This window comes from Vreelandella sp. L-15 (assembly GCF_056857635.1).
Window position 1 is genome coordinate 16874 of sequence record NZ_JBSXNN010000029.1, and the last position, 24756, is coordinate 41629.

General features: G+C 55.9%; 23 protein-coding genes and 1 pseudogene. 1 reads left to right on the forward strand and 23 read right to left on the reverse strand.

The genetic code is table 11. The features are described from left to right. Window positions 1-143 precede the first annotated feature (143 nt). From nhaD to AC13CY_RS03055, 5 genes are all read right to left on the reverse strand, one after another. Window positions 144-1610, reverse strand: a complete 1467-nt coding sequence (nhaD, locus tag AC13CY_RS03035; RefSeq protein ID WP_483052278.1) for a sodium:proton antiporter NhaD — start codon at window positions 1608-1610, stop codon at window positions 144-146. Between the two features lie 156 nt (window positions 1611-1766). Then, on the reverse strand, window positions 1767-3593 hold the full coding sequence (gene glmS, locus AC13CY_RS03040; RefSeq protein WP_483052279.1) for a glutamine--fructose-6-phosphate transaminase (isomerizing): 1827 nt from the start codon (window positions 3591-3593) through the stop codon (window positions 1767-1769). A gap of 53 nt (window positions 3594-3646) precedes the next feature. Continuing rightward, window positions 3647-5014: a bifunctional UDP-N-acetylglucosamine diphosphorylase/glucosamine-1-phosphate N-acetyltransferase GlmU gene (glmU, locus tag AC13CY_RS03045; RefSeq protein WP_483052280.1), complete on the reverse strand. Its 1368-nt coding sequence runs from the start codon at window positions 5012-5014 to the stop codon at window positions 3647-3649. Between the two features lies 1 nt (window position 5015). After that, on the reverse strand, window positions 5016-6134 hold the full coding sequence (locus AC13CY_RS03050) for an FAD:protein FMN transferase (RefSeq protein ID WP_137094513.1): 1119 nt from the start codon (window positions 6132-6134) through the stop codon (window positions 5016-5018). Window positions 6135-6160: 26 nt separating this feature from the next. Continuing rightward, window positions 6161-6961 (reverse strand): undecaprenyl-diphosphate phosphatase, encoded by an 801-nt coding sequence (locus AC13CY_RS03055; RefSeq protein ID WP_044628609.1) that lies wholly within the window; start codon window positions 6959-6961, stop codon window positions 6161-6163. Between the two features lie 193 nt (window positions 6962-7154). Here AC13CY_RS03055 and AC13CY_RS03060 point away from each other — a divergent pair, with 193 nt between their 5' ends. Then, a complete protein-coding gene (locus AC13CY_RS03060; RefSeq protein ID WP_044628608.1) occupies window positions 7155-8348 on the forward strand; it encodes a cation diffusion facilitator family transporter in 1194 nt (397 codons plus the stop codon). A 16-nt stretch (window positions 8349-8364) separates the two neighbouring features. Here AC13CY_RS03060 and mgtE read toward each other — a convergent pair whose 3' ends face one another. From mgtE to AC13CY_RS03150, 18 genes and pseudogenes are all read right to left on the reverse strand, one after another. Further along, window positions 8365-9747 (reverse strand): magnesium transporter, encoded by a 1383-nt coding sequence (gene mgtE / locus AC13CY_RS03065; protein ID WP_074211251.1) that lies wholly within the window; start codon window positions 9745-9747, stop codon window positions 8365-8367. A gap of 118 nt (window positions 9748-9865) precedes the next feature. Next, window positions 9866-10294: a F0F1 ATP synthase subunit epsilon gene (locus AC13CY_RS03070; RefSeq protein ID WP_089675878.1), complete on the reverse strand. Its 429-nt coding sequence runs from the start codon at window positions 10292-10294 to the stop codon at window positions 9866-9868. Window positions 10295-10318: 24 nt separating this feature from the next. Next, a complete protein-coding gene (gene atpD, locus AC13CY_RS03075; protein WP_062361064.1) occupies window positions 10319-11698 on the reverse strand; it encodes a F0F1 ATP synthase subunit beta in 1380 nt (459 codons plus the stop codon). A 76-nt stretch (window positions 11699-11774) separates the two neighbouring features. Beyond that, entirely contained in the window at window positions 11775-12662 is an 888-nt protein-coding gene (atpG, locus tag AC13CY_RS03080; RefSeq protein WP_074211250.1) for a F0F1 ATP synthase subunit gamma, read from the reverse strand. A 65-nt stretch (window positions 12663-12727) separates the two neighbouring features. After that, a complete protein-coding gene (gene atpA, locus AC13CY_RS03085) occupies window positions 12728-14272 on the reverse strand; it encodes a F0F1 ATP synthase subunit alpha (protein ID WP_289108826.1) in 1545 nt (514 codons plus the stop codon). 16 nt (window positions 14273-14288) lie between these two features. Beyond that, entirely contained in the window at window positions 14289-14825 is a 537-nt protein-coding gene (locus AC13CY_RS03090) for a F0F1 ATP synthase subunit delta (protein WP_172515149.1), read from the reverse strand. Window positions 14826-14836: 11 nt separating this feature from the next. Further along, entirely contained in the window at window positions 14837-15307 is a 471-nt protein-coding gene (locus AC13CY_RS03095; RefSeq protein WP_044628601.1) for a F0F1 ATP synthase subunit B, read from the reverse strand. A 78-nt stretch (window positions 15308-15385) separates the two neighbouring features. Further along, window positions 15386-15613: a F0F1 ATP synthase subunit C gene (atpE, locus tag AC13CY_RS03100; RefSeq protein WP_038479860.1), complete on the reverse strand. Its 228-nt coding sequence runs from the start codon at window positions 15611-15613 to the stop codon at window positions 15386-15388. Window positions 15614-15692: 79 nt separating this feature from the next. After that, on the reverse strand, window positions 15693-16520 hold the full coding sequence (gene atpB / locus AC13CY_RS03105; RefSeq protein ID WP_172515718.1) for a F0F1 ATP synthase subunit A: 828 nt from the start codon (window positions 16518-16520) through the stop codon (window positions 15693-15695). Window positions 16521-16532: 12 nt separating this feature from the next. After that, window positions 16533-16925 (reverse strand): ATP synthase subunit I, encoded by a 393-nt coding sequence (locus AC13CY_RS03110; protein WP_172515150.1) that lies wholly within the window; start codon window positions 16923-16925, stop codon window positions 16533-16535. Between the two features lie 193 nt (window positions 16926-17118). Then, a complete protein-coding gene (locus AC13CY_RS03115; protein WP_172515151.1) occupies window positions 17119-18048 on the reverse strand; it encodes a ParB/RepB/Spo0J family partition protein in 930 nt (309 codons plus the stop codon). Between the two features lie 55 nt (window positions 18049-18103). Further along, on the reverse strand, window positions 18104-18871 hold the full coding sequence (locus tag AC13CY_RS03120) for a ParA family protein (RefSeq protein WP_054640719.1): 768 nt from the start codon (window positions 18869-18871) through the stop codon (window positions 18104-18106). Beyond that, window positions 18871-19536 carry a 16S rRNA (guanine(527)-N(7))-methyltransferase RsmG gene (gene rsmG / locus AC13CY_RS03125; RefSeq protein WP_062375233.1) on the reverse strand — a complete coding sequence of 222 codons (666 nt, stop codon included), beginning with the start codon at window positions 19534-19536 and terminating at the stop codon, window positions 18871-18873. The genes AC13CY_RS03120 and rsmG overlap by 1 nt, the downstream gene beginning before the upstream one ends. Further along, entirely contained in the window at window positions 19533-21437 is a 1905-nt protein-coding gene (gene mnmG / locus AC13CY_RS03130) for a tRNA uridine-5-carboxymethylaminomethyl(34) synthesis enzyme MnmG (protein ID WP_483052281.1), read from the reverse strand. The genes rsmG and mnmG overlap by 4 nt, the downstream gene beginning before the upstream one ends. 579 nt (window positions 21438-22016) lie before the next feature. Then, on the reverse strand, window positions 22017-22775 hold the full coding sequence (locus AC13CY_RS03135; protein WP_054644921.1) for an amino acid ABC transporter ATP-binding protein: 759 nt from the start codon (window positions 22773-22775) through the stop codon (window positions 22017-22019). Window positions 22776-22785: 10 nt separating this feature from the next. Further along, window positions 22786-23457 carry an amino acid ABC transporter permease gene (locus AC13CY_RS03140; protein ID WP_054640716.1) on the reverse strand — a complete coding sequence of 224 codons (672 nt, stop codon included), beginning with the start codon at window positions 23455-23457 and terminating at the stop codon, window positions 22786-22788. Window positions 23458-23564: 107 nt separating this feature from the next. Beyond that, window positions 23565-24332 carry a transporter substrate-binding domain-containing protein gene (locus AC13CY_RS03145; RefSeq protein WP_172515153.1) on the reverse strand — a complete coding sequence of 256 codons (768 nt, stop codon included), beginning with the start codon at window positions 24330-24332 and terminating at the stop codon, window positions 23565-23567. 227 nt (window positions 24333-24559) lie between these two features. Further along, window positions 24560-24718, reverse strand: a pseudogene (locus tag AC13CY_RS03150) (transposase); the annotation flags it as partial. Between the last annotated feature and the right edge of the window lie 38 nt (window positions 24719-24756).

Sequence of the window (24756 nt, forward strand, 5' to 3'; positions counted from 1 at the left end):
AATACTGTGATGAAAGTAACCCGTTTTTAAGCAGTTTATGCACGCAAACGCCCCTTATCGAAAGATAAGGGGCGTTTTGTTTGCCTGCTTAGCCGTCCTGCTTAGCCATAGAGGCTAAGCAGGCCAAGGTGCTAACAAACGGGTTAGAACATACTTGCATTCACCAAGAGATGCGCTGCGATGCTGGCCACGTAGCCCAGAAAAATAGCGGGCACCCAGCGCAGGTGAACCGCAAAAGTGTAGATGCCTCGTGCCTGGCCCATCAGTGCCACGCCAGCAGCGGACCCCATGGAGAGCAGGCTACCGCCTACCCCTGCGGTCAGCGTAATCAGCAGCCAGTTGCCTTCCGACATCTCCGGTGCCATCGAGAGCACGGCAAACATCACGGGGATGTTATCTACCACTGCAGAAATTAGCCCCAACACAACGTTGGCCCATACCGGGTCCCAGCCGCCGTAGAGTGTCTCGGAGAGCAGGCTCAGGTAGCCCATAAACCCAAGGCCCCCCACACACATCACCACTCCGTAGAAGAACAGCAGCGTATCCCACTCGGAGCGGGCAATTTTGCTGAAAATATCAAACGGCACCACGCTACCCAGTTGCTCCAGCTTTTGCCAGTCGCCACGGCGAGAGTAGCGCTCACGCTTGCGTTCCAGAGAGCGCGGCAGGCTGCGGCGCAGGTAGTAGCCGAAGAACTGCAGCAGCCCTAGACCAAACATCATGCCCATGGCAGGCGGTAGGTAAAGGATTGAGTGGCATAGCACCGAGATCGCCACGGTAATTAAAAACAGGACGATGATGCGTTTAGCGCCACGTTTCATCCAAACGTTCTCGGTGAGCGCGGCTGGCTGACGGTTAACAAGGAAGAAGTTCATGATTACCGCAGGCACCATGAAGTTTACTATCGCGGGGATTAACAACGCGAAGAAGCCTTCAAAGGGCACTTGTCCTGCCTGCCACACCATCAGCGTGGTGATATCACCAAACGGGCTAAACGCACCGCCTGCGTTGGACGCCACGACGACGTTAACGCAGCAAAGGCTAATAAATTTGTTATCCCCTTCCGCCACCTTTAGTACGACCGCACACATCAGCATGGCAGTCGTCATGTTGTTGGCGATGGACGAAATACCGAACGCCAAACAGCCGGTAATCCAGAATAGGCTCCGGTAGCTAAACCCCTTGCGCACCAGCCACGCACGCAGTGCATCGAACACACGACGCTCTTCCATGGCGTTGATGTACGTCATCGCCACCAGGAGGAACAGCAGCAGCTCGGTATACTCGAGCAGCGTCTCTTTGAAGGCGCTCTCTGCCTCATGGGGCATACCTGCTTGTACGTAGACCCACGCGACCATAGCCCAGATCAGGCCAGCAGCCACCAGAACCGGTTTGGATTTACGCATGTGGATGATTTCTTCACTCATGACCAGGGCATAGGCCAGAATGAAAATGGTCACGGAGACAATACCGGCAAGTGAGGTGGTGAGATCGAGGGGGCCAGCAGCAGCAAAAGCAAGAGAAGGAAAAGCGAAGAGGCAGAGTGCGGTCAACAACCAAGCAACGCGGCAAGCGGGATGCCGAGTTGCGAGGGCGTTAGGTGGTTTCATAGCAGCATGATCCTGGCAAGGTGAGAGAGTACCGCCACGATAATAAGCACACTAACTATGTGCTGCAACGCAGCGATGGCGCATAAGATGCGGCCATTCGCCGCATCTTGTAAAGCGCTTTATGCCAGCTAACTGTTATTAATTGTGACTCGCTGATTATTCGACGGTCACGCTCTTGGCGAGGTTGCGCGGCTGATCCACATCGGTGCCTTTTAGCACCGCTACGTGATAGCTCAACAGCTGCAACGGTAGCGTGTAGAGCAGTGGTGCCAACGCTTCGTGTACTTCGGGAAGCTCCAACACACGGATATCATCTTGAGGGCTGATTCCCACCTTTTGGTCAGCAAACACAAACAGCTGGCCGCCGCGGGCGCGCACTTCTTGAAGGTTGGATTTCAGTTTTTCCAGCAAGTCATCATTGGGTGCTACTGAGATTACCGGCATCTCGCTATCCACCAGTGCCAGCGGGCCATGCTTCAGCTCCCCGGCTGGATAGGCTTCGGCATGAATATAGGAGATCTCTTTGAGCTTTAACGCGCCTTCCAAGGCAATGGGATAGTGCGCGCCGCGTCCTAAAAAGAGTGCGTGATTCTTTTCGGCAAATGCCTGGGAGAGCACTTCAATCTGCTTATCGAGCGCTAGCACCTGTTGGCAGAGCGCCGGCAGCGCTTGTAGCGCGGCAATAATTTCTGGCTGCTCGGGCTGGCCTTTCGCTTTACTAACAGACAGCGTCAGCAGCATCAGTGCCACGAGCTGGGTGGTAAACGCTTTGGTCGAGGCAACGCCAATTTCGGGGCCTGCGCGGGTCATCAACGACATGTCTGATTCACGTACCAGCGAGCTGCCGGGCACGTTACAAATAGCCAGCGAGCCGACATAGTTGAGCGTTTTAGCAAAGCGCAGTGCCGCCAGCGTATCGGCCGTTTCCCCAGATTGGGACAGCGTCACAAACAGCGTGCCCTCCGGTACCACCGGGTGGCGGTAGCGGTACTCAGACGCCACTTCGACCTGTACCGGCACCCCGGCATAGCGCTCCAGCCAGTAACGCGCAACCAAACCCGCATGGTAGCTGGTGCCACAGGCAATAATATGCACATGGCGCGTTTTCTGGAACAGCGCCAGCGCATCCGGCCCAAAACTCTCTACCAACACGCCGTGGCTACTTAAACGCCCTTCCAGCGCGGCACTAATAACGGCGGGCTGCTCAAAAATCTCTTTGAGCATGTAATGACGATACTCGCCTTTGCTAGCCGCGCCGTCGCCATGTTCAAAGGTATGGATAGGGCGCTCAACGTCGTTGCCTTGGCGGTCGACAATGCGAATCACCCCATGCTCACGCAGCTCGACCAAATCGCCCTCTTCCAGGTAGATAAAGCGGTCGGTCACTTGAAGCAGCGCCAGCGGGTCCGAGGCTAAAAAGGCTTCATCAATACCAACACCCACCACCAAGGGGCTGCCTTGGCGTGCGCCCACGACCACGCCGGGCTCGGCTGCACTCATCACCCCCAGGGCGTAGGCACCGCCCAAGCCACTGACAATCTCTTGTGTCGCATCAAACAGCGTCTTGCCCGTAGCGAGTTTGTCCGCCAGTAAATGGGCAATCACCTCGGTATCGGTTTCCGAGGTGAAGGTATAGCCACTGCCCTGCAGCGTCTCTTTAATCTGCTCGTAGTTTTCGATAATGCCGTTATGCACCACGGCGACGTTATCTCTGCTGTGGTGCGGATGGGCATTGGCCTCGGAGGGTTTGCCGTGGGTGGCCCAGCGTGTATGCGCGATACCGCTGTTGCCTGGCAGCGCGGCGGCGTCCAGCTGTTCAGCGAGCGCCGCGACTTTGCCCAAAGCCCGGTGACGCGTTAACGCACCGCTGTTAAGCACCGTCATGCCAGAAGAGTCGTATCCGCGATACTCCAAGCGTTTCAGCCCTTCCAACAAGATTCCCTGCACATTGCGCTGCGCAACCGCCGCGACGATGCCACACATAACTCTTTCTCCTAGGGCGTTTGCACGCCGTATTATTCAACGTGTCGATGCACTTATTTAGTCGTTTTCACCGGGCGCGGCCAGTCGGGCTTCTCTAGCTGTCGGCTGCGGGTGACCGCTAATGCATACTCAGTCACATCTTTTGCAATCGTGGAACCAGCGCCCACAGTGGCACCCTTACCTACCGTGACAGGTGCCACTAAGGCAGTGTTGGAGCCGATGAAGGCGTTATCGCCAATTTCGGTGCGATGTTTGTTCACGCCATCGTAGTTGCAGGTAATGGTGCCCGCGCCCACGTTCACATCGCGCCCCAGGCGCGCATCACCCACGTAGCTTAAATGGTTGATTTTACTGCCTTCACCCACGTCGGCATTTTTGGTTTCGACAAAATTTCCCACCTTGGCTTTCACGGCTAAGCGCGTGCCAGGACGCAGCCGTGCGTAGGGGCCGACCTGGTTAAGACCCGCCGCCACGGTCGTGTCGATGACACTGTGGCTGTGAATCTCACTCTCTGCGCCAATGGTGCTGTTTTTGATAATGCAGTAGGGGCCTACCCGCACGCCTTCGCCAAGTTCGACGTCCCCTTCAAAAACACAGCCTACGTCGATGAAGACGTCGTGGCCGCAGGTAAGCTTACCGCGCACATCAATTCTCGCTGGGTCAGCCAAGGCAACGCCTTGGGCCATGAGCGTCTCTGCCGTCTGCTGCTGGTAAGCGCGCTCCAAGCGGGCCATTTGCGAGCGGTTATTGACCCCCTCTACCTCGGTGGCGTTATGGGGCTGCGCCGTGGCGACCTTGACGCCTTCGCTGGCTGCCATGGCGATAACGTCCGTCAGGTAGTACTCGCCCTGGGCATTTTCCGCTGATAGCTGGGGCAACCAGCGCTTCAACTGGGCACTGGTCATGGCCATGATGCCGGTATTGCACTCGTTAATCGCCAGCTGCGCCTCATTGGCATCTTTCTGCTCGACGATCGCCACGGCGTGGCCCTCGGCATCGCGCACGATACGCCCATAGCCACTGGGGTCTTCCAGCGTGACGGTGAGCAGGCCCATGTGCTGCTCATCCACCTTGGCCAGCAGGTCGGCCAACGTATCGCGACGAATTAGCGGCACGTCGCCATACAGTACCAACACGATACCGCTGCCCAACTGAGGCTGCGCCTGAGCCACCGCATGTCCGGTGCCTTTTTGCTCTTCTTGCAGTGCAAACGAGACATCATACTCCGCCAACGCGTCGCGAAGTTGGTCAGCACCATGGCCAATCACCACGTGGGTACGACTCGGGTTCAGACCACTGGCCGTTGCCAGTACGTGCTCTACCATGGGCTTACCCGCTAGCGTGTGCAGTACTTTGGGCAACTGAGAGCGCATCCGTGTGCCTTTACCTGCGGCTAAGATGACGATATCGAGGTCGTGCATGTTATTCACCTGTCTCCGTTTGGCGATTCGCCGTGGGCGCCGCCCAGGGTTCGATGCCCAATTCGTCGATCAGCGCATCACCGAAATAGTTGACGAAGGCCGGACTCGCCAGGCTGCGCCAGCGATCCCCTTCGCGTACTAGCATCAAAATATTGAGATTGTTTTCGACGGCCAGCTGCATCCCCTGTTCGCTCCCGACGACGGTGAGTGCCGTGGCCCAGGCATCGGCCCAGGCGTTCGAGGGGTGAAACACCGATACCGACGCCAATTGATGCTTGATGGGCCGCCCGGTTCGCGGGTCCAGAAGATGGGAGAAGCGCTCACCGTCGACTTCAAAGTAGTTACGGTAATCACCGGAGGTAGCCACTGACATGCCCTCCAACGCAATCACATGTTGCGCTTCCGGTACCCCGCTTTGCGGCACTTCAATGCCGACACGCCAAGGCGTTTGATCTTCGATGTCCCGGTAACCACGGGCAATCAGCCCGCCACCGATATTGACCAGGTAATTATCGATGCCCTCCTGATCCAGATACGCCGCCACGCGATCGGTAGCGTGGCCTTTGGCGACGCCAGAGAGATCGGCAAATACATCCCGGAGGCGACGCGCCTGCATCCGCTGGGTATCCACCTCGACTGCATCGAACCCAATCGTGGCCATGCGCTCGCTTAACTCGGCCTCGCTAGGCACCTCTTCGGGACGTGCCTCGGGACCAAAGCTCCATAGATTCACCACATCGCCAATGGTGATATCAAACGCCCCTTTGCTTGCTTCCGACACCGAGCGGCTTATCGCCAGCACTTCGATCAGCTCGTTAGAGAGCGGCTGCCACTCGTTGAGCGGCGCGTCGTTAAAGGCGACTAGTTCTGAATCGTCACGGTAGGTCGACATCGCTTGGTCAACGTCTTCCATCTCGGCCAATATGCCCTCTTCCAAAGCATTGGCTTCGCCCTGCGTCAGCGGGTCGACCAGAGTAATTTGATAATAGGTGCCAAAAATACCGCCTTCAAAGCGCACTGGTGGCTCCAGCGGCCGATCATTTTCTGAACAGCCCGCCAGCAAAACGCCCACCAGCGTCACGACGCCCAGTCGCCTACACGCAGTTTGATAGCCTTTCATCCGATGTCCTTCATTGAACGCGCGGGTTAGAAATGAAAAAACCAGAGTAGCCAGGCACCAAACAGCACGCGGTATACCACGAACGGCTGCATCCCCAGCTTTTTGATTACGACGAGAAAGTAGTGAATACACACGAAGGCGCTGATACCCGATAAAAGCACCCCTATTAGCATAGCGGGTACGTCGATCGAGTGAGGCGCTTTGACGAGATTCACCGCTTCGAGGCCACCGGCGAGCACGATGACGGGAATCGAGAGCAAAAACGAGAAGCGCGCGGCGCCTTCTCGATTCATGCCAACCATCAGCGCCGCGGTCATCGTGATCCCCGAGCGCGACGTACCGGGGATCAGCGCTAATACCTGAGCGCCGCCGATGATCAGTGCGTCTTTTAGCGTCAACTGATACTCGCTGCGGGTACCGCGCATTTTCCAGTCGGCGTAGCCTAGCAGTAAGCCGAACCCTATCAGGCTAAGGCCGATGATCAGCGTCGAGCGCATGTAGCCTGCGATCAGGTCATGGAGGAGAAAGCCGACGATGCACACCGGCAAGGTGGCCACGACTACCCAAAACGCTAGACGCGCATCCTCATTGACGCCGTTGCCTCTTACCGCCGTGAGGCTGCTGGCGATCATTTGCCAAATTTCCTGGCGAAAATAGAGGACGACGGCGCTCAAGCTACCCAAGTGGAGTGCCACATCGAACGCGAGACCTTGATCTTCCCAGGTGGTGAGCACCGGCACCAAAATCAGATGAGCGGAGCTGGAAATCGGAAGAAATTCTGTGAGCCCCTGCACCACCGCCAATACTACCACTTGGAGCCAATCCATAGGTCGTCCTGTCTATGTTCTGTGTTGCGTTATGAAATGAGGTCGTCTCACCTGCAGCGGCGCTTAGGATACACATCCCAACTTTCATTGTCCGCACCGGTAACGCCTGAGAATGCACAAGAGGGTATAGAGCTTGCCCGGCGGTAAGCTACAATGGGCGTCTATTGGAAGTATGCGTCCCTGCAGGTACCTCATGACTCAGACCGTAGAAACGCCAGTGGTTCCCAATCGCGAGTTAGATAGCCAAGAGGCTAAGCGCGTAACCTATATCGGCGCTTGGCTGGACGGTTTGCTGAGCATTATCAAAGTCGCCGTTGGTTTTTTTGTCGGCTCTGCTGCGCTGATTGCCGATGGTATCCATTCGCTCTCTGATCTTGTGACCGATGGGTTCGTGCTGGCAGCCATTCACTATGGCCGCCAGGAGCCAGATAACGATCACCACTACGGCCATGGCCGAATCGAAACCCTCACCACGCTGCTATTAGGCAGCGTCCTAATCTTCGTGGCGGGGGGTATTGCGTGGTCAAGCGTGGATCGCCTGTTGAGCGGCACAGAAGTGGGCGCCCCGGGGGCGCTTGCGATCGTCATCGCCATACTGGCACTGATTAGCAAAGAGTGGATTTTTCGCTACACCATGCGGGTCGCGAAACGCTTGAAATCCAAGCTTTTAGAAGCCAACGCTTGGCACTCGCGCAGCGACGCACTTTCAACCGCCGTGGTGCTGGTGGCTTTAGTAGGCGCACAGTTTGGCTTGGGCTGGCTAGATGCTGTGGCCGCCATTATCGTTGGCCTGATGGTCGGTAAAGTGGGTTTAGACCTGTTGTGGGAGTCCGCTCGCGAACTGGTCGACACCGCACTCCCCGAAACAGTACAGCAGCAGATGCATGACGTGGCGTGTAGCGTCCCCGGCGTGGATAGCGTGCACGACCTGCGCACCCGTCAATCGGCAGGTTGGGTGATGGTCGATCTGCATGTGGTGGTGGGGCCTAAAATTACCGTCTCGGAAGCTCATGAAATCGGTAATGAAGTGAGCCGCCGTTTGCGCCACGAGTTTCCTTTGCTCACAGATGTTATCTTCCACGTTGACCCAGAAGATGACGCCGGTGAAGGCGACCCCAGCCGCCTACCAGGCCTGCCGCTGCGTCCAGAAGTGGAAGCGGCGCTGAACGAGCGCTGGTACAAACATCCGGTATGGCGCACGCTGAACGAGCTACAGCTCCACTACTTAGAAGATAAGGTATCGGTATCGCTGATTATTGGCGACGCCGTTCACCAGCCGCCTCAGTGTTTGGCGAGCCAGCTCAAGGCGCTCGCCAGCGACATCGAGTGGCTGGGTCATGTGGAGGTCATGTTCATCACCCGGGCGGCCAGCAGCGCCATGCGCTAGGCTACCCTAACCCAGGTCAGACGCCGGCAAGTATGGCCGTTGCAATACTGAAGTAAATCAGTACGCCGGTGGCGTCGATCAGCGTGGTCACCAGCGGAGCCGAGGCCGTCGCGGGGTCTACTTTGAAGCGCTCCAAAACGAACGGCAAGCACATGCCGATCAAGCTGCCAAACAGCACGATGGTCACCATGCTGAGCGCCACGATGATGGCCACCGCTTCCCCGCCACGAAAAATCCCAATGGGGGCGACGGCAATGGCCATGGTCAAACCCAATGAACCAGCCACCAACAGCTCACGCCCCAGCATCTTGCTCCAATCCTTCACGCCTACGTCCCCGGTGGCCATGCCACGCACCATCAGCGTGGCGGCCTGCGCACCGGCATTACCGCCGCTACCGATCAGCAGCGGTAAGAAAAATACCAGCGCCACCTGAGCAGCAATGGTCTCCTCGAAATAAGCGATACCAGCCCCCGAAAAAAGGTTGGCAAAGACCAGTAAGACCAGCCAAAACACGCGTTTGCGGTAAAGACTCCACAGCGGTACCCGGCTCACGCCATCCTCTAGCTGACCGATGGACATCCCTTTGTGGATATCTTCGGTGGCCTCTGACTCAGCAACATCCATGGCATCATCGTGAGTCACGATGCCTACCATACGGCCATCGGCATCAACCACGGGCAGCGCCAGTAAGTCATACCGAGCCACAATTCTCGCCACCTCCTCCTGCGCTTTATCCACAGGGATTTTGATGACATCTTTGATCATGATGTCATCCACCAACGCCCCAGGGCGCGCGACCATCAGTTGACGCAGCGACATGGTGCCGATCAGATGGCCATCATTATCCAGCACGTAAAGCTGGTAGACCGTTTCCGCATCAGGGGCGGTTTGGCGCACGCGCATCATTGCTTGTGACACCGTCATGCCACTGGCTATGGCAACATAGTCAGAGGTCATGATGGCGCCGGCAGTGCCCTCTTCATAGCTCGCCAAGCGCTTGAGATCCTCGCGCTCCTGGTGCGCCATACGACGCAACAGCGCTTCGCGACGGTCTTCCCCAAGCCGGTTGAACAAATCCGCCCGCTCGTCGGAGCCCATCTCTTCGAGCAGTTTGAGCACCTGGCTATCGGACAGCTCTCCCACCACCTCGAGCTGGCTCTCTTTGGGTAGATAGCCCAACACATTGGCGGCTCGCTCGGTGGAGAGAATGTCCAACACCGTCAGGGCCGCACGTAGCTCCTCATCCTTCTCGATCAGCTCTTCCAGCACTTCCCCAATGTCGGCCGAGCGTATTTCAGCGAGGCGTTCCGCCAATTGCGCCTTGTTGGGCTCTTCCTTGACCAGCTCCTCGAGCAGCTCGGTTTTCAATTCCTGTAAGGCTTCTTCGTTTAGCGCCATCGCTCGCTCCTGAGACGTTCAACTCTGGGATGACTCACCCGCATATTAACAGACAAAAAAAACGCCCCTTAAACCCTGAATCGGGTTTAAGGGGCGTTTGATTACGCAGAGCGTCTAATTAGCCTTTACCCGCCTTCTTACGCAACTGCTGAATCGTTCGCAGTTGGGCAACGGCTTCGGCGAGTTCAGCGGCAGCGCGGGTATAATCCAGCTCCGCTGACTTCTCATTAAAGGCTTTCAGCGCCTGCTGACGCGCTTCTTCAGCAGCGGCCTCGTCGAGGTCGCTGGCACGCGCCGCAGCGTCTGCCAGGATCGTCACGACATCTGGCTGAACTTCCATGAAGCCGCCAGAGACAAAGAAGTTCTCTTCCTTGCCATCATCGTGGATCACGCGGATCGGGCCCGGCTGAAGCTCGGTCAGCAGCGGGGCGTGCCCCGGCAAAATGCCGAGGTCACCCATCATCCCGGAAGCAATCACCTGCTCAACCTTACCTGAGAAGATGGATGCTTCTGCGCTGACGATATTGCAAGTGAAGCTATTCGCCATAGCGAATCCCCCTAATGGACGGGATTACTTCTTCATCTGGTTGGCTTTTTCGACAGCTTCGTCGATGGAGCCGACCATGTAGAAGGCCTGTTCCGGCAGATCGTCGTAGTCACCCGCGAGGATGCCCTGGAAGCCACGGATGGTGTCTTTCAGCGACACGTACTTACCGGGCGAGCCAGTGAAGACCTCGGCCACGAAGAACGGCTGCGACAGGAAGCGCTGGATCTTACGCGCACGGGCAACGGCCAGCTTGTCTTCATCAGACAGCTCGTCCATACCCAGAATCGCGATGATGTCCTTCAGTTCCTTGTAACGCTGCAGAACGTTCTGCACGCCACGCGCTACGTCGTAGTGCTCTTCACCAACCACCAGCGGATCCAACTGACGCGAGGTAGAGTCCAGCGGGTCAATCGCGGGGTAGATACCCAGCTCAGCGATTGAACGCGCTAGTACTACAGTCGCATCCAAGTGGGAGAAGGTGGTCGCCGGCGACGGGTCGGTCAAGTCATCCGCAGGAACGTAAACGGCCTGTACGGAAGTGATAGAACCGGTTTTCGTAGAGGTGATACGTTCCTGCAGAACGCCCATCTCTTCGGCCAGCGTCGGCTGATAACCTACCGCAGACGGCATACGACCCAGCAGGGCGGATACTTCGGTACCGGCCAGGGTGTAACGGTAGATGTTGTCGACGAACAGCAGAACGTCGCGGCCTTCATCACGGAATTTTTCCGCAATGGTCAAACCGGTCAGCGCCACGCGAAGACGGTTACCGGGCGGCTCGTTCATCTGACCGTAGACCAGCGCTACCTTGTCGATAACGTTGGATTCGGTCATTTCGTGATAGAAGTCGTTACCCTCACGCGTACGCTCACCGACACCAGCGAATACAGAGTAGCCGCTGTGCTCGGTGGCGATGTTGCGGATAAGCTCCATCATGTTAACGGTTTTACCAACACCCGCACCGCCGAACAGACCAACCTTACCGCCTTTCGCGAAGGGGCAGACCAGATCGATGACCTTGATACCGGTCTCGAGCAGCTCGTTAGACGCTGCCTGATCGGCATAGCTCGGCGCTTTTCGGTGGATCGGCATGCGCTCTTGCTCACCGATCGGGCCAGCTTCATCGATCGGCTCGCCGAGCACGTTCATGATGCGACCCAGCGTTTCCTTACCGACCGGTACGGAAATCGCGGCACCTGTGTTGGTTACGTCCAAGCCACGTTTCAAGCCCTCGGTGGAGCCCATGGCAATGGCGCGTACTACGCCGTCGCCCAGCTGCTGCTGGACTTCGAGGATGGTCTCAACGTTGGAGACCTTCAGCGCGTCGTAGACCTTGGGCACAGAGTCCCGCGGAAACTCTACGTCAATCACCGCGCCGATGATTTGTACGATACGTCCGCTCATCTTGGTTCCTCTCAAAAACCTGCAAATGAAACCTGTCTGCCGGGAGCCACCTAAGCGATGGCAGGCTCCCTAGGCGTTATACGGCTGAAGCGCCGCCGACGATCTCGGAAATTTCCTGGGTGATGGCGGCCTGACGGGCCTTGTTATAAACCATCTCCAGATCGTCGATCAGGTTGCCCGCGTTATCAGTGGCACTCTTCATAGCGATCATTCGGGCGGCCTGTTCGCACGCACCGTTTTCGACTACCGCCTGATACACCTGCGATTCGATGAATCGAACCAACAGGCTGTCTAGCAACGCCTTGGCATCCGGTTCATACAGGTAGTCCCAGCTTCCGGGACGGGCGTTTTCTTCGTCATGCTTAGCGTCTGCGCCCATATCGGACGACAGAGGAAGAAGCTGACGCACTACCGGCCGCTGCGTCATGGTGTTAACGAATTCGTTATACACCACGTACAGGCGGTCTAGGCGTCCTTCGTCGTACGCTTCGAGCATCACCTTAACACTACCGATCAGACCCTCGACGGTCGGTGACTCTCCTAATCCGCTTTTCGCAGCAATCAAGTTGCCGCCGTAGTTGCGGAAGAAGGCACCGGCCTTCGAGCCGAGGGCGCAGAAGTCTAGCTCAGCGCCTTGCTGCTTCCAGGCAACAGCGTCTTTCACCACTGCCTTAAACAGGTTGACGTTTAAGCCGCCACACAGGCCACGGTCGGTGGAAACCACAATGTAACCAACGCGCTTTACCTCGCTACGCTCGACCATATAGTCGTGCTTGTACTCGGGGTTTGCGTCGGCAATGTGGCCTACCACGTTACGAATCTGCTTGGCGTACGGCTGGCCAGCCTTCATCAGATCTTGCGCTTTACGCATTTTCGATGCAGCCACCATTTCCATGGCACTGGTAATCTTCTGCGTATTTTTAATGCTCCCGATCTGGGTGCGTATCTCTTTTGCAGCTGCCATAGCGATCTACCCTTCGTTCGTGGCTCTCAGAAAGCATGCAAGCCCGCCCGCAGGCGGGCCGGACATTACCAGCTCTGAGTCGCCTTGAACTTCTCGAGACCTGACTTCAAGCCGTCCTGAATCTCGCCGTTGTAGTCGCCGGTCTGGTTGATCTTATCGAGCAGCTCGCTGTGCTCAGACTTCATGTAATCGTGCAGAGCACGTTCGAAGTCCAGCACCTTATCGACGCTCACGTCGTCCAGGTGGCCTTCGTTAGCGGCGTACAGAGACAGCGCCATTTCCGCCACTGACATCGGCGAGTACTGCTTCTGCTTCATCAGTTCGGTCACGCGTTGACCGTGCTCGAGCTGCTTGCGGGTCGCTTCATCCAGGTCAGAAGCAAACTGCGAGAATGCCGCCAGTTCACGATACTGAGCCAGAGCCAGACGCACACCGCCACCCAGCTTCTTGATGATCTTGGTCTGCGCAGCACCACCTACACGAGAAACCGAGAGACCTGCGTTAATCGCCGGACGAATACCGGAGTTAAACAGGTTGGTTTCCAGGAAGATCTGACCATCGGTGATGGAGATAACGTTGGTCGGAACGAACGCCGATACGTCACCACCTTGTGTTTCGATGATCGGCAGTGCGGTCAAGGAACCGGTTTTGCCTTTCACTTCACCGTTGGTGAACTTCTCAACGTAGTCAGCGTTAACACGCGCAGCGCGCTCCAGCAGACGTGAGTGGAGATAGAAAACGTCACCCGGGTAAGCTTCACGGCCCGGCGGACGACGCAGCAGCAGCGATACCTGACGGTACGCAACGGCCTGCTTGGAAAGATCGTCATACACGATCAGCGCGTCTTCACCACGGTCACGGAAGTACTCGCCCATGGTGCAGCCAGAGTAAGCGGCCAGGAACTGCATCGGTGCCGGGTCGGCAGCACCTGCAGCGACGATGATGGTGTGTTCCAGCGCGCCGTGCTCTTCGAGCTTGCGAACGACGTTAGCAATGGTCGACTGCTTCTGACCGATCGCTACGTAGACACAGGTAACGCCCTTGCCTTTCTGGTTGATGATCGCATCGATGGCAATGGCAGATTTACCAATCTGACGGTCACCGATGATCAGCTCACGCTGACCACGACCGATCGGCACCATAGCGTCGATAGATTTCAAACCAGTTTGGATCGGCTCATCAACGGACTGACGGGTGATAACGCCGGGCGCTACTTTTTCTACCGCGTCGGTCATTTTAGCGTTGATATCGCCCTTGCCATCGATGGGATTACCCAGCGCATCGACAACACGACCAATCAGCTCAGGGCCTACCGGAACTTCAAGAATGCGACCGGTACACTGAGCGGTCATGCCTTCTTCAAGCTGCAGGTAGTCACCCAGGACAACGGCACCGACGGAGTCACGCTCCAGGTTCAGTACCATGCCAAAGATGCTGTTGGGGAATTCGATCATTTCACCAAACATCGCGTCTTCGAGGCCGTGAATTTTCACGATACCGTCGGAAACGCTGACGATGGTGCCCTGATTACGGGCTTCGGATGCGACGTCAAGCTTCTCAATTCGCTGCTTGATGATGTCGCTGATCTCGGAAGGATTCAGTTGCTGCATGCCATGTCCCTCAGACTCAAGCGGTCAGCGCTTCGGAAAGTCGGTTCAATCGACCACGCACCGAACCGTCAATGACGGTATCGCCGGCACGCAGGATGACACCGCCAATAAGCGACTTGTCCACCTGAGTAGTAATGGAGATTTCGCGATTCAAACGTTTCTTGAGCGCGTCTGCTAGCTTGGTCTGCTGTTCGCCGTCCAGCTCATAGGCGGACGTAACGGTCACTTCAACACGCTGTTCATGTTCGGCACGCAGGTACTCGAACTGTTCAGCGATAAAGGGCAGTGCCGTCAGGCGACCTTGGTCGGCCAAGGTATCCAAAAAGCGTGACAAATCGTCGTTCTGCTGTTCCGGCAACATATCGGAAAGCAGCGCTACTTTTTTGTCATTCTCAAGTTTTGGACTGCCCATCAAGCGACGAAAGTCGCTGTTAGCAACCGCAGCGCTTAAAAAACTAAGCGCCTGAGACCAGCTATCAAGCGCCTCATGATCACGCGCGTATTCAAACGCCGCCTTAGCGTAAGGACGAGCGACGGTAAGTAATTCCGCCATGGGTCACCTCCTTACAGTTCAGCAGCAAGCTCATCAAGTAACTTGCGATGTGCTTTCTCGTCGACCGAAGCTTCTAATACACGCTCGGCACCAAGGATGGCGAGGTGAGAAACCTGGGCACGAAGCTCGTCTTTTGCACGATTCACTTCTTGCTCAATTTCGGAACGAGCGCTTGCCATCAGGCGTTCGCCTTCAGCGCGAGCCTGTTCGCGTGCTTCTTCGATCATTTGAGCAGAGCGCTTGTTGGCTTGCTCGAGAATTTGAGAAGCCTGCTCCTTGCTTTCACGCAGCGTTTGCTCAGCGCGCTCTTGAGCTAGCTCAAGGTCGCGAGTCGCACGGCTGGCTGCGTCCAAGCCATCAGCAATCTTTTTCTGACGCTCATGAAGCGCGTTGCTGATCGGAGGCCACACATACTTTATGCAAAACCAGACAAAGATCGCGAAGGCGATCGTCTGCCCGATAAGCGTCATGTTGATATTCACAGGGATGTACCTCTGACAAGTTCGTGGCGACCGGAGTGAAACAAAACCGAGCGGGTTAGCCGCTCGGCGATGCAATCATTAACCGGCAACAACGAAGATCAGGTACATCGCGATACCAACACCGATCATCGGAACGGCGTCCAGCAGACCGGCCATCAGGAAGGTTTTGGTCTGCAGTTGGTCGCCCAGCTCAGGTTGACGTGCAGTGGACTCGATCAGTTTGCCACCGAGGATAGCGAAACCGATACCGGTGCCCAAAGCGCCCAAGCCGATCATGATGGAGGCAGCAATGTAGATAAGTTCCATGGTAATGCTCCTAGTTTTTCAAGTTTAAGTGCAAGGTTGAGGGTTAAGGTTAAGGGTTAATCTCACGCAAGCGGTGCGCTTAGTGATGCTCGTGAGCAGCACTGAGGTACACGACGGACAGAACAGTAAAAATGAATGCCTGCAGGACAACGATCAGAATATGGAAAATCGCCCACGGCACATCCAACAGCCAAATTGCCCAGAACGGCAGCATGGCAATCAGAATGAAGATAACTTCACCCGCAAACATGTTGCCGAATAGACGCATTGCCAAGCTGAACGGCTTCACCAGCAGAGCGACAATTTCAAGCAACAGGTTGAAAGGAATCAGCGCCCAATGGTTGAACGGCGTCAACGACAGCTCCTTGGCAAATCCACCTACGCCTTTCACTTTGAAGCTGTAGTAGAGAATGAGGCCAAAGACGCCCAACGCTAAGCCTAGGGTGGCGTTAACGTCTGTTGTCGGCACGATTTTCATATAATCGACGCCTAACTTGCTGAACAACACCGGGAAGTAATCGACCGGAATGATTTTCAGCGTGTTCATGAAGAGAATCCACACGAACAGCGTCAGCGCTAGAGGGGCAATAATAGGATTGTGCCCCTTGAACGCACCTTTAATCATGTCTTCTACGAACTCGAAGACCATCTCAACGGCGTTTTGCAAACCGCCAGGCACCCCAGTAGTCGCCATTTTACCGGCTTTACGGAATAGGAAAATGAACAGCAAGCCCATGGCAATCGACCAGCCCATGGTATCCAAGTGGATCGCCCAAAAGCCCATTTCACTTGCTTCTTCAGCAGAGTGCGCCAACGACCAGCCATTCTCTGGGTGCTTACCAAAGGTTAAATTCTGCAAGTGGTGCTGGATATAGTAAGTCGTTGAGACTTCGTTACCTGCGGCCATAGACATGTCACCTCAATTAGTTGCGCGGTGCCTTAGCATCAGCAATGGAGCCAGCCAATGTGTCAGAACAATCGCGACATAAGCGCTAAAAAAGAAAGCTGGGTTTGAGGGGGGCACGGCAACAAATACGGCTGTAAAGAGTGCCACCGTCAAACCAAACTTACCTGCCTCGGCGCGCAGCAGCATCGCTGACCGCTGAGAAACGTTCGTATGTAAAAACCCCATCCGATAGACAAAAAAGGCATGTGGCAACAATGCGACAAGGGCGCCTTTCAGTACTGAGGTCACGCCCGCTAGCTGTGTCGATGAATACGCAAGCAACATAGCCATCAGCGTCACTAGCAGTTGAATAATGGCCAACCGTAGGATGTACGCTTTACGTCGCTGGGTCTCAATTCGCTGCATATTTCCCCAGTACGTCAAATGAACGGCCATTATTGCTTTGGCAGATAGGTGACTTAACACCAACCTGCACAAATCTTGCGCGATTATAGGGAAGCGCTATCACACCTTCAACCGAAGTTGCACGGAATTCGCGCGTTTCAGCCTCGACTTGCGACCAAAGGGCCAAAAATAGGCCGTATCTTTCATTAGCGTGCTATTTAATATGCGCTAGAATTCCATCCAGCTCTTCAAGGCTTGTATAACGAATAGTGACTCGGCCTTTGCCTTTTTGACCATGATCAATCGAAACAGGCGCGCCGAGAAGCTCGCCCAGATGGGTTTCTAAGCGGGCCACATCAGGTGTTTTGGCTGACTGCTTGGCAGAAGATACAGGCGCCTGATGGGTTTGCACCTTTTTCACCAGCGCTTCGGTGTCGCGCACGGTAAGGTCTTTATTGACCACTTCATGGGCGACTTGGCGCTGCTGTGCACTGGTTAACGAGAGCAGTGCGCGAGCGTGACCCATATCTAAATCGCCCCGCTCTAGCAGGGTTTGCACCTCTGGGTCGAGGGCCAGCAGACGAAGTAAGTTGGCAACCTGGGTACGAGACTTACCCACTGCATCAGCAATCTGTTGCTGAGTGAGCTCAAATTCATCGCCCAAACGCTTCAGCGCAATCGCTTCTTCAATCGCGTTGAGGTTTTCCCGCTGGATGTTTTCAATCAGCGCTAAGGCCAGCGCGACTTCATCACTCACATGGCGTATGACCGCCGGAATAACGTCCAGCTCGGCCAGTTGCGCGGCGCGCCAGCGGCGCTCACCGGCAATAATTTCATAGCGGTCTTTACCTACCGGACGCACCACGATGGGCTGCATCACGCCTTGGGCACGGATCGAGTCGGCAAGCTCTTCCAGGGCTTCAGGCTGGATGTCTCGGCGCGGCTGATACTTCCCACGCATCAGTTGCCCAAGTGGCAGACGCTCCAGGCGTTCAGCCATTGCGTCATCCACCGCCACGTCTGGCATCGGGGCGTCGGCGCTCTCAAGCGTTGCGCCACCGGTCAGGTCTAAACTGTCACGACGACGTGCGCCCGCACCAATCAGGGCATCCAGGCCACGTCCTAGCGCGCGTTTACGCGTCATTCGCTTTCCCTCGTACTTTTAACGTTATGTACTTTGAACGCTACAGCGGCAACCGTTACAGCGATAGACGCCGAATCATCTCTTTGGCCAACACGCGATAGGCTTGGCTCCCCCGCGAAAAACGCGCGTATTGAGTGACCGGTACGCCGTGGCTTGGCGCTTCAGCGACTTTCACGTTGCGCGGAATCGTCGTTTTCAAAAGCGCATCGCCGAAAAAGTCGCGTAGCTGCTTATCTACTTCTCGGGTGAGACTGGTGCGCTTATCGTACATGGTGCGCAAAATGCCGGAGACAGCCAGCTCAGGATTCACGCTTTGCTTGATCTGCTCCACCGTATCCAGCAGCGCCGAGAGCCCCTCTAGGGCGTAAAATTCACACTGTAGCGGAATCAGTACGCCATGCGCGGCGGTGAGCGCATTCACCGTCAGCATATTCAGCGATGGTGGGCAGTCGATCAGCACCACGTCGTAATCGTCCGCGACGCTGGCAAGTGCAAGCGATAGGCGGCTTTGACGTTGGTCGCTATCCAGTAATTCCACTTCCGCGGCGGTCAGGTCGCCGTTACCGGGTAGAACATCGTAATGAACCGGCAGCCCGCGAACGATAACCTCGCCCGCAGTGGCTTCGCCAAGCAACACGTCCAGCACGCTTTTCTCAAGATCGTACTTGTCGATCCCGCTGCCCATGCTGGCATGGCCCTGTGGATCCAAGTCCACCAGCAGTACGCGGCGGTCAAGAGCAGCCAGGCTGGCGGCCAGGTTAACGGCTGAAGTGGTCTTGCCCACGCCGCCTTTTTGGTTGGTCAGGGCAATGATCTGGCTCACTACTCAACTCCTTTTGGGGTCAGGATCAACAGCTGCCGCTCGGCCGTTTCAAAGGGTACATTCAACAGGTGGCGCTCGCTGAGTTCAATGCCTTCCGGCAGGTTACGCAGCTCGTCATCAGCACCGGGGCCTTTCATTGCTAGCCACTGGCCATTTGCAGATGGCAGGGGGCGCGTTAGCGTCACGAAATCCACCAAACTGGCAAACGCACGTGAGATCACCTGATCAAAGTGCTGGCCGGTGAACTGCTCTACCCGTGCCTGAGTAGGCGTCACGTTCGTCAGCGCCAACTCCATCACCGCTTGGCGCTGGAAGCGGACTTTCTTGCCATTGCTATCCAGCAGCGTCACCTGAAGTTCGGGCTTCATAATCGCGAGTACCAAGCCGGGTAACCCAGGCCCTGCCCCCACATCCAGCAGCGTTGGGCCGTGAACGTAGGGAGCAACGGCGGCGCTATCCAGTACGTGACGCGAGACCATTTCTTCAACATCACGCACTGCGGTGAGGTTATAAGCCCGGTTCCACTTGTGCAACAGCGCCAGTAAACCAAGCAGTTGCTCTCTCTGTTCAGCGCTAATCACAACCCCTAGCGCTGATAGGCCTTGATCAAGTCGTGATGCAACGCCATTGGGTAAGCTGTTGACCAGCGGCTGGAGTCGACTCATCCGTTGGCCACCTCGGCGTTGGTAATTAGGCGGCGTTTTTTCAGATGCACGAGCAGAATCGATATGGCTGCGGGCGTTACCCCAGAAATCCTGGCTGCATGTGCAAGGGTTTCTGGACGGGTATTGCTGAGTTTTTGGCGAATCTCGTTGGAGAGACCTTCCACCTGGTGATAATCAAGTTCCGCAGGCAGCGGCGTAGCTTCATGACGCTTAAGCTTATCGATCTCATCCTGCTGACGATCAATATAGCCCTGATATTTGGCTTGAATTTGCACCTGTTCGGCCACGGCTTCGTCGTGTACGTCACCGCTTTCCATACCGGGGAGCGAGGTAATATCGGCATACGTCAGCTCAGGGCGTTTCAGCAAATCACTTAAGCAGTACTCTCGGGGTAGCGGCCTGCCGGTTTTTTCAGCGATTTTTTCCGCCGCCGGGCTATTGGGTTGCACCCAAGTGGTGGCCAAGCGTGCAGTTTCCCGCTCGATGGCTTCGCGCTTTTGACTAAATGCGGCCCAGCGCGTGTCGTCGACTAAGCCTAGCTTGCGGCCTTTTTCGGTCAGGCGCAGATCGGCATTGTCTTCACGCAGCAGCAGTCGATATTCCGCCCGCGAAGTAAACATGCGGTAGGGCTCTTTGGTGCCCATGGTGATTAAGTCGTCTATCAAAACGCCGAGGTAGGCTTCATCACGGCGGGGGTACCAAGCGTCGAGCTGTTTAGCGCGGCGAGCGGCGTTTAAACCCGCCAGTAGCCCCTGGGCACCTGCTTCTTCATAACCAGTTGTGCCGTTGATTTGCCCGGCAAAAAACAGGTTGTGGATAAATTTGGTTTCCAGCGAGTGTTTCAAATCCCGCGGATCAAAGAAATCGTACTCAATGGCATAGCCAGGACGCGTGATGTGTGCGTTTTCTAACCCTTTGATCGAGCGCACCACCTGCAGCTGCACATCAAACGGCAGCGAGGTCGAGATGCCGTTGGGATAGAGCTCGTGGGTATCCAGGCCTTCAGGCTCGATGAACACCTGATGGCTCGATTTGTCGGCAAAGCGGTGCACTTTATCTTCAATCGAGGGGCAGTAGCGCGGGCCGATCCCTTCAATCACGCCAGAGTACATTGGCGAGCGATCCAAGTTACCCAGAATAATCTCGTGCGTGCGCTCGTTGGTGTGGGCGATATGGCAACTTACCTGCTGGGGATGCATCTCCCGGGAGCCGAGGTAAGACATCACCGGCGTTGGGGTATCGCCCGGCTGCTCTTCCAACTGCGAAAAATCGACGGTTTTGGCATCGATACGCGGCGGCGTGCCAGTTTTGAGCCGGTCAACATGAAACGGCAACGCACGCAGTCGTTCTGCCAGCGCGTTGGAGGGCGGATCACCCGCGCGGCCTCCGCGGCTTTGATCCAACCCGATGTGGATAACGCCACCTAGGAAGGTACCGGTTGAGAGCACAACGGATTCTGCGTGAAAGCGAATGCCGGTTTCAGTCACGACGCCGCGTACGGTGTCGTTATCCACAATGAGATCACCTGCCGCCTGCTGAAAAATCGTCAGGTTGGGCTGGTTTTCCAGCATGCCGCGAATGGCGGCTTTGTAGCGGATACGGTCGGCTTGGGCACGGGTTGCACGTACCGCTGGCCCTTTGCGTGCGTTGAGCACGCGAAACTGGATGCCGCCTAAATCCGTGGCTAGCCCCATTGCACCGCCGAGCGCATCAATTTCTTTCACCAAATGGCTTTTGCCGATGCCGCCAATGGCGGGATTGCACGACATTTGGCCAAGCGTCTCGATGTTGTGGGTTAGCAATAGGGTTTGACAGCCCATACGAGCAGAGGCCAGTGCGGCTTCAGTTCCCGCATGGCCACCGCCGATGACAATCACGTCAAAGCGGTCGGGGTAGTTCAAGAGACACCTCGTCTTGTGCCTGTTGGCACGGATGATGTGGTCAGCATATCGGCGCTGATGGAATAAGCCCGCCAGTATAAACCTCCTGTGGGTAACCGTCAGGTTTTTCCACACCCCGGTTTAAGGGTTCTGTCTTTATTAATAACAAAATAAAAATAAATAAGAGAAGTTCTGTTGATGTAGTAACTACTGGTGTGGACAAAATCTGTTGATAAGTCTACTAACGCTAGTTTTATCAATATTTTACATTGTTGACCTTTAGGTGATTAAGCAGCGGAGTGCCTGCGTAGAAGCGGTGTTGGAGCTGTGGATGAAAGTGCGACTTACCCACAAGGCTGACTGACAACGGGTTATCCACCGCTGGGTACCTGGCTTGTTACCGCACCTGTGAACAACCTGCTTCACATACTCAAATCATGCTGATAAGCGCTCATGGTGGGCTTCGTGGCGAAGTAGCGAGGAGCGTGTAAAAAATAGTATCCACAGGCAAAAAAAAATGGCCTGTCATGAAGACAGGCCATTAGATAGGACGTTTTAAGCGCAATATTGGCGATTTAAGAGCGCATGGTTAGCACGACATTAGTGCTTCAGTACCCGTGCCAGGAACGACTGAGTGCGTTCGTGTTGAGGGGAATCGAAGAGCTGCTCAGGGGTGCCTTGTTCGGCAATTTCGCCTTTATGGATAAAGATGATGCGGTCGGCTACCTCACGTGCAAAGCCCATCTCGTGAGTAACAATCACCATGGTCATACCCTCTTTGGCAAGCTCCCGCATGGCGTCTAGCACTTCGCCAATCATCTCGGGGTCAAGGGCTGAGGTTGGCTCATCAAACAGCATGAGGCGCGGCTCCATGGCCAACGCACGCGCCAGCGCCACACGCTGCTGCTGGCCACCGGAGAGCTGGCTGGGGTACTTATTTGCCTGGTCGGCAATACCTACGCGATCAAGTAGCCGCTTGGCAGTCTCTTCGGCATCCTGACGGCTCCAGCCACGCACCTTCATCGGTGCGAGAGTGACGTTATCGAGTACGCTAAGATGCGGGAACAGATTGAACTGCTGAAACACCATGCCCACTTCGGTGCGGATGGTTTGTAGCGCCTGACTGCTTTTACCGTTCGGTAGCAGCGTATTGCCGTCCACATCCAGGCTGCCTGACTGAAACTCTTCTAAGCCGTTGATACAGCGAATGAGTGTGGATTTACCCGAGCCGCTGGCCCCGATGACCACGACGACTTCACCAGGCACAATTTCCAGGTCGATATCTTTGAGTACGTGCAGGCTGCCAAAGTGCTTGTGGAGCTTTTGCATACGCACAATGGGCGTTTGAGTAGAAGTCATTGTGCGCTCCTTATTGTCCGGCGAGGCCGCGGCGCTCGATTTGGCGCAGCACCAGTGAGAGGGTCCAGGTAATGGCGAGATACATCAGTGCCACCATGAAGTAGACCTCCAGTGCGGTGAAGGTGGTGGCGATATAGATCTGCCCTTGGCGTACCAGCTCACTGACCCCGATGACGGAGAAAAGCGAGGTATCTTTGATACTGATAATGCCCTGGTTACCCAGTGGTGGAATCATACGGCGCAGTGCCTGCGGCCAGATCACATAGCGAAACGCCTGCACCCGAGAGAGGCCAAGCGATAGCGATGCTTCCCGCTGGCCGCGCTCGATGGACTGAACGCCGCCGCGCACAATTTCAGAGATATAGGCACCGGAGTTGACGGCAATGGCCGCTATACCCGCTACCAGGGCGTTGATGGGCCCACCCAACAGTTGCGGCAAGCCGTAAAAGATAAACAGCACTTGGACCAAAATAGGGGTGCCGCGGAATACTTCAACATACACAACCGCAGGCCAGCGCAGCCAGCGTACCGGGCTAATACGCAGCAACCCAAAGAAAATACCGATGAAAAAACCAATCGCCAGGCCGCCAAATGAAATCAGTAGTGTCCAGGGAATACCGGGTAACAAGTAGGGGATCGACCCGAATGCAGCCGACCAATCAAACTGAAAGTTAACGTCCACGCGTTATCTCCAGGCAAGAGGAACAACGACACAGGGCCGGGGGTAAATGGCCGCCCGGCCCTGTGGTGAGAGTCGCTTTAAGCGTTGGTTATGGCATATAGCGCTAATTACTCAGCGCTGGGTGCTTCACCGAACCACTTTGTGTAGATCTCATTGTAGGTGCCGTCTTCACGCATAGCGGCCAGCGCTTCGTTGGTCGGCTCTACCCACTCGCTGCCTTTGTGAAATACGATGCCGTACTGCTGACCTTCGTACAGCGGGCCGACGACTTTAGTGCGACCTTCGCCACGGGTTTGTGAGAAGTAAGCTACGTTGGGCGCATCGTAAAGTACGGCGTCGACGTTACGGCCCAGCAGCGCCATGTACATATCAGCGGTGCCTGGGTAGGGCGTGATATCGGCGTCTTCGCCAAGCTCTTGTTGTAAGAAGTCGTAGCTGGTGGAGCCGATTTTGGTGGCCACTGACAGTCCTTCGAGATCCTCGATGGAGGAGACCTCTTCGTTATCAGCACGTACGATGATTTGCAGACCGGAGTCGTAGTAGGGATCAGAGAAGTCAACGACCTGAGCACGCTCTTCGGTGATGGTCGTGCCAGCAATGGCAATTTCCTGGCTGCCGGTTTGCACCGCAGGAATGATGCCCGAGAACTCCATGGTGGTGAGGTTGACGTCAAAGCCAGCGCGATCAGCGACTTCATTGATGATGTCCATATCAAAACCGATCATTTCACCGGTCTCGGGGTCGAGCATCTCAAAGGGCACAAAGCTTGGGTCAGTGGCCACGTTGACGGTAGGCGTTTGTGCAAACGCGGTGGTACTGCCCAAACCCAGTGTGATGGCGGTCGCAATAGTAGAGGTAGTGAATAGGTGTTTCATTAGTTTCCCCATGTTTTATGTGGTTAGCCGCGCAATTTATAGAATTTTTTTTCTTATAAATTGGCTAGCAGTCTGTCGGACTTGAGGTTAATGGATGAGCTGAGGCGTGGGTTCTTCACCCCCCCTGTGTTGGTGTTGGTGCTGTTGTGTGGCTCTTAACCTGCCCCTCAGCTTCTGCAAGGCGGTTCTGACGCCTTGCCTGTTGGCCGGTTGGGCGCGGCGAGCCCTCAGCCCCCCGTCAACCGGTGCATCCGCTTGATATTCCACGCCATCGTGGCCAATCGCCACCCGCCGCTGCCCTTATCCAGTCCGCGTAGCGACAACTGCCGGAACCCCATCACGTGTTTGATGATCCCGAAGACCGGCTCCACGGTATGTTTGCTCAATGGCACCCCGACCCAGTGTCATGTGCCCTCTGACACAA

What these genes read in the sequence shown, in the direction of transcription:
- atpA (WP_289108826.1), bottom strand. Translation starts at nt 14,272, where the DNA reads ATGCAGCAACTGAATCCTTCCGAGATCAGCGACATCATCAAGCAGCGA.
- AC13CY_RS03050 (WP_137094513.1), bottom strand. Translation starts at nt 6,134, where the DNA reads ATGAAAGGCTATCAAACTGCGTGTAGGCGACTGGGCGTCGTGACGCTG.
- AC13CY_RS03115 (WP_172515151.1), bottom strand. Translation starts at nt 18,048, where the DNA reads ATGACGCGTAAACGCGCGCTAGGACGTGGCCTGGATGCCCTGATTGGT.
- nhaD (WP_483052278.1), bottom strand. Translation starts at nt 1,610, where the DNA reads ATGAAACCACCTAACGCCCTCGCAACTCGGCATCCCGCTTGCCGCGTT.
- AC13CY_RS03110 (WP_172515150.1), bottom strand. Translation starts at nt 16,925, where the DNA reads ATGCAGCGAATTGAGACCCAGCGACGTAAAGCGTACATCCTACGGTTG.
- rsmG (WP_062375233.1), bottom strand. Translation starts at nt 19,536, where the DNA reads ATGAGTCGACTCCAGCCGCTGGTCAACAGCTTACCCAATGGCGTTGCA.
- AC13CY_RS03070 (WP_089675878.1), bottom strand. Translation starts at nt 10,294, where the DNA reads ATGGCGAATAGCTTCACTTGCAATATCGTCAGCGCAGAAGCATCCATC.
- AC13CY_RS03145 (WP_172515153.1), bottom strand. Translation starts at nt 24,332, where the DNA reads ATGAAACACCTATTCACTACCTCTACTATTGCGACCGCCATCACACTG.
- atpB (WP_172515718.1), bottom strand. Translation starts at nt 16,520, where the DNA reads ATGGCCGCAGGTAACGAAGTCTCAACGACTTACTATATCCAGCACCAC.
- glmS (WP_483052279.1), bottom strand. Translation starts at nt 3,593, where the DNA reads ATGTGTGGCATCGTCGCGGCGGTTGCGCAGCGCAATGTGCAGGGAATC.
- AC13CY_RS03135 (WP_054644921.1), bottom strand. Translation starts at nt 22,775, where the DNA reads ATGACTTCTACTCAAACGCCCATTGTGCGTATGCAAAAGCTCCACAAG.
- glmU (WP_483052280.1), bottom strand. Translation starts at nt 5,014, where the DNA reads ATGCACGACCTCGATATCGTCATCTTAGCCGCAGGTAAAGGCACACGG.
- atpE (WP_038479860.1), bottom strand. Translation starts at nt 15,613, where the DNA reads ATGGAACTTATCTACATTGCTGCCTCCATCATGATCGGCTTGGGCGCT.
- atpD (WP_062361064.1), bottom strand. Translation starts at nt 11,698, where the DNA reads ATGAGCGGACGTATCGTACAAATCATCGGCGCGGTGATTGACGTAGAG.
- atpG (WP_074211250.1), bottom strand. Translation starts at nt 12,662, where the DNA reads ATGGCAGCTGCAAAAGAGATACGCACCCAGATCGGGAGCATTAAAAAT.
- AC13CY_RS03060 (WP_044628608.1), top strand. Translation starts at nt 7,155, where the DNA reads ATGACTCAGACCGTAGAAACGCCAGTGGTTCCCAATCGCGAGTTAGAT.
- AC13CY_RS03090 (WP_172515149.1), bottom strand. Translation starts at nt 14,825, where the DNA reads ATGGCGGAATTACTTACCGTCGCTCGTCCTTACGCTAAGGCGGCGTTT.
- mgtE (WP_074211251.1), bottom strand. Translation starts at nt 9,747, where the DNA reads ATGGCGCTAAACGAAGAAGCCTTACAGGAATTGAAAACCGAGCTGCTC.
- AC13CY_RS03055 (WP_044628609.1), bottom strand. Translation starts at nt 6,961, where the DNA reads ATGGATTGGCTCCAAGTGGTAGTATTGGCGGTGGTGCAGGGGCTCACA.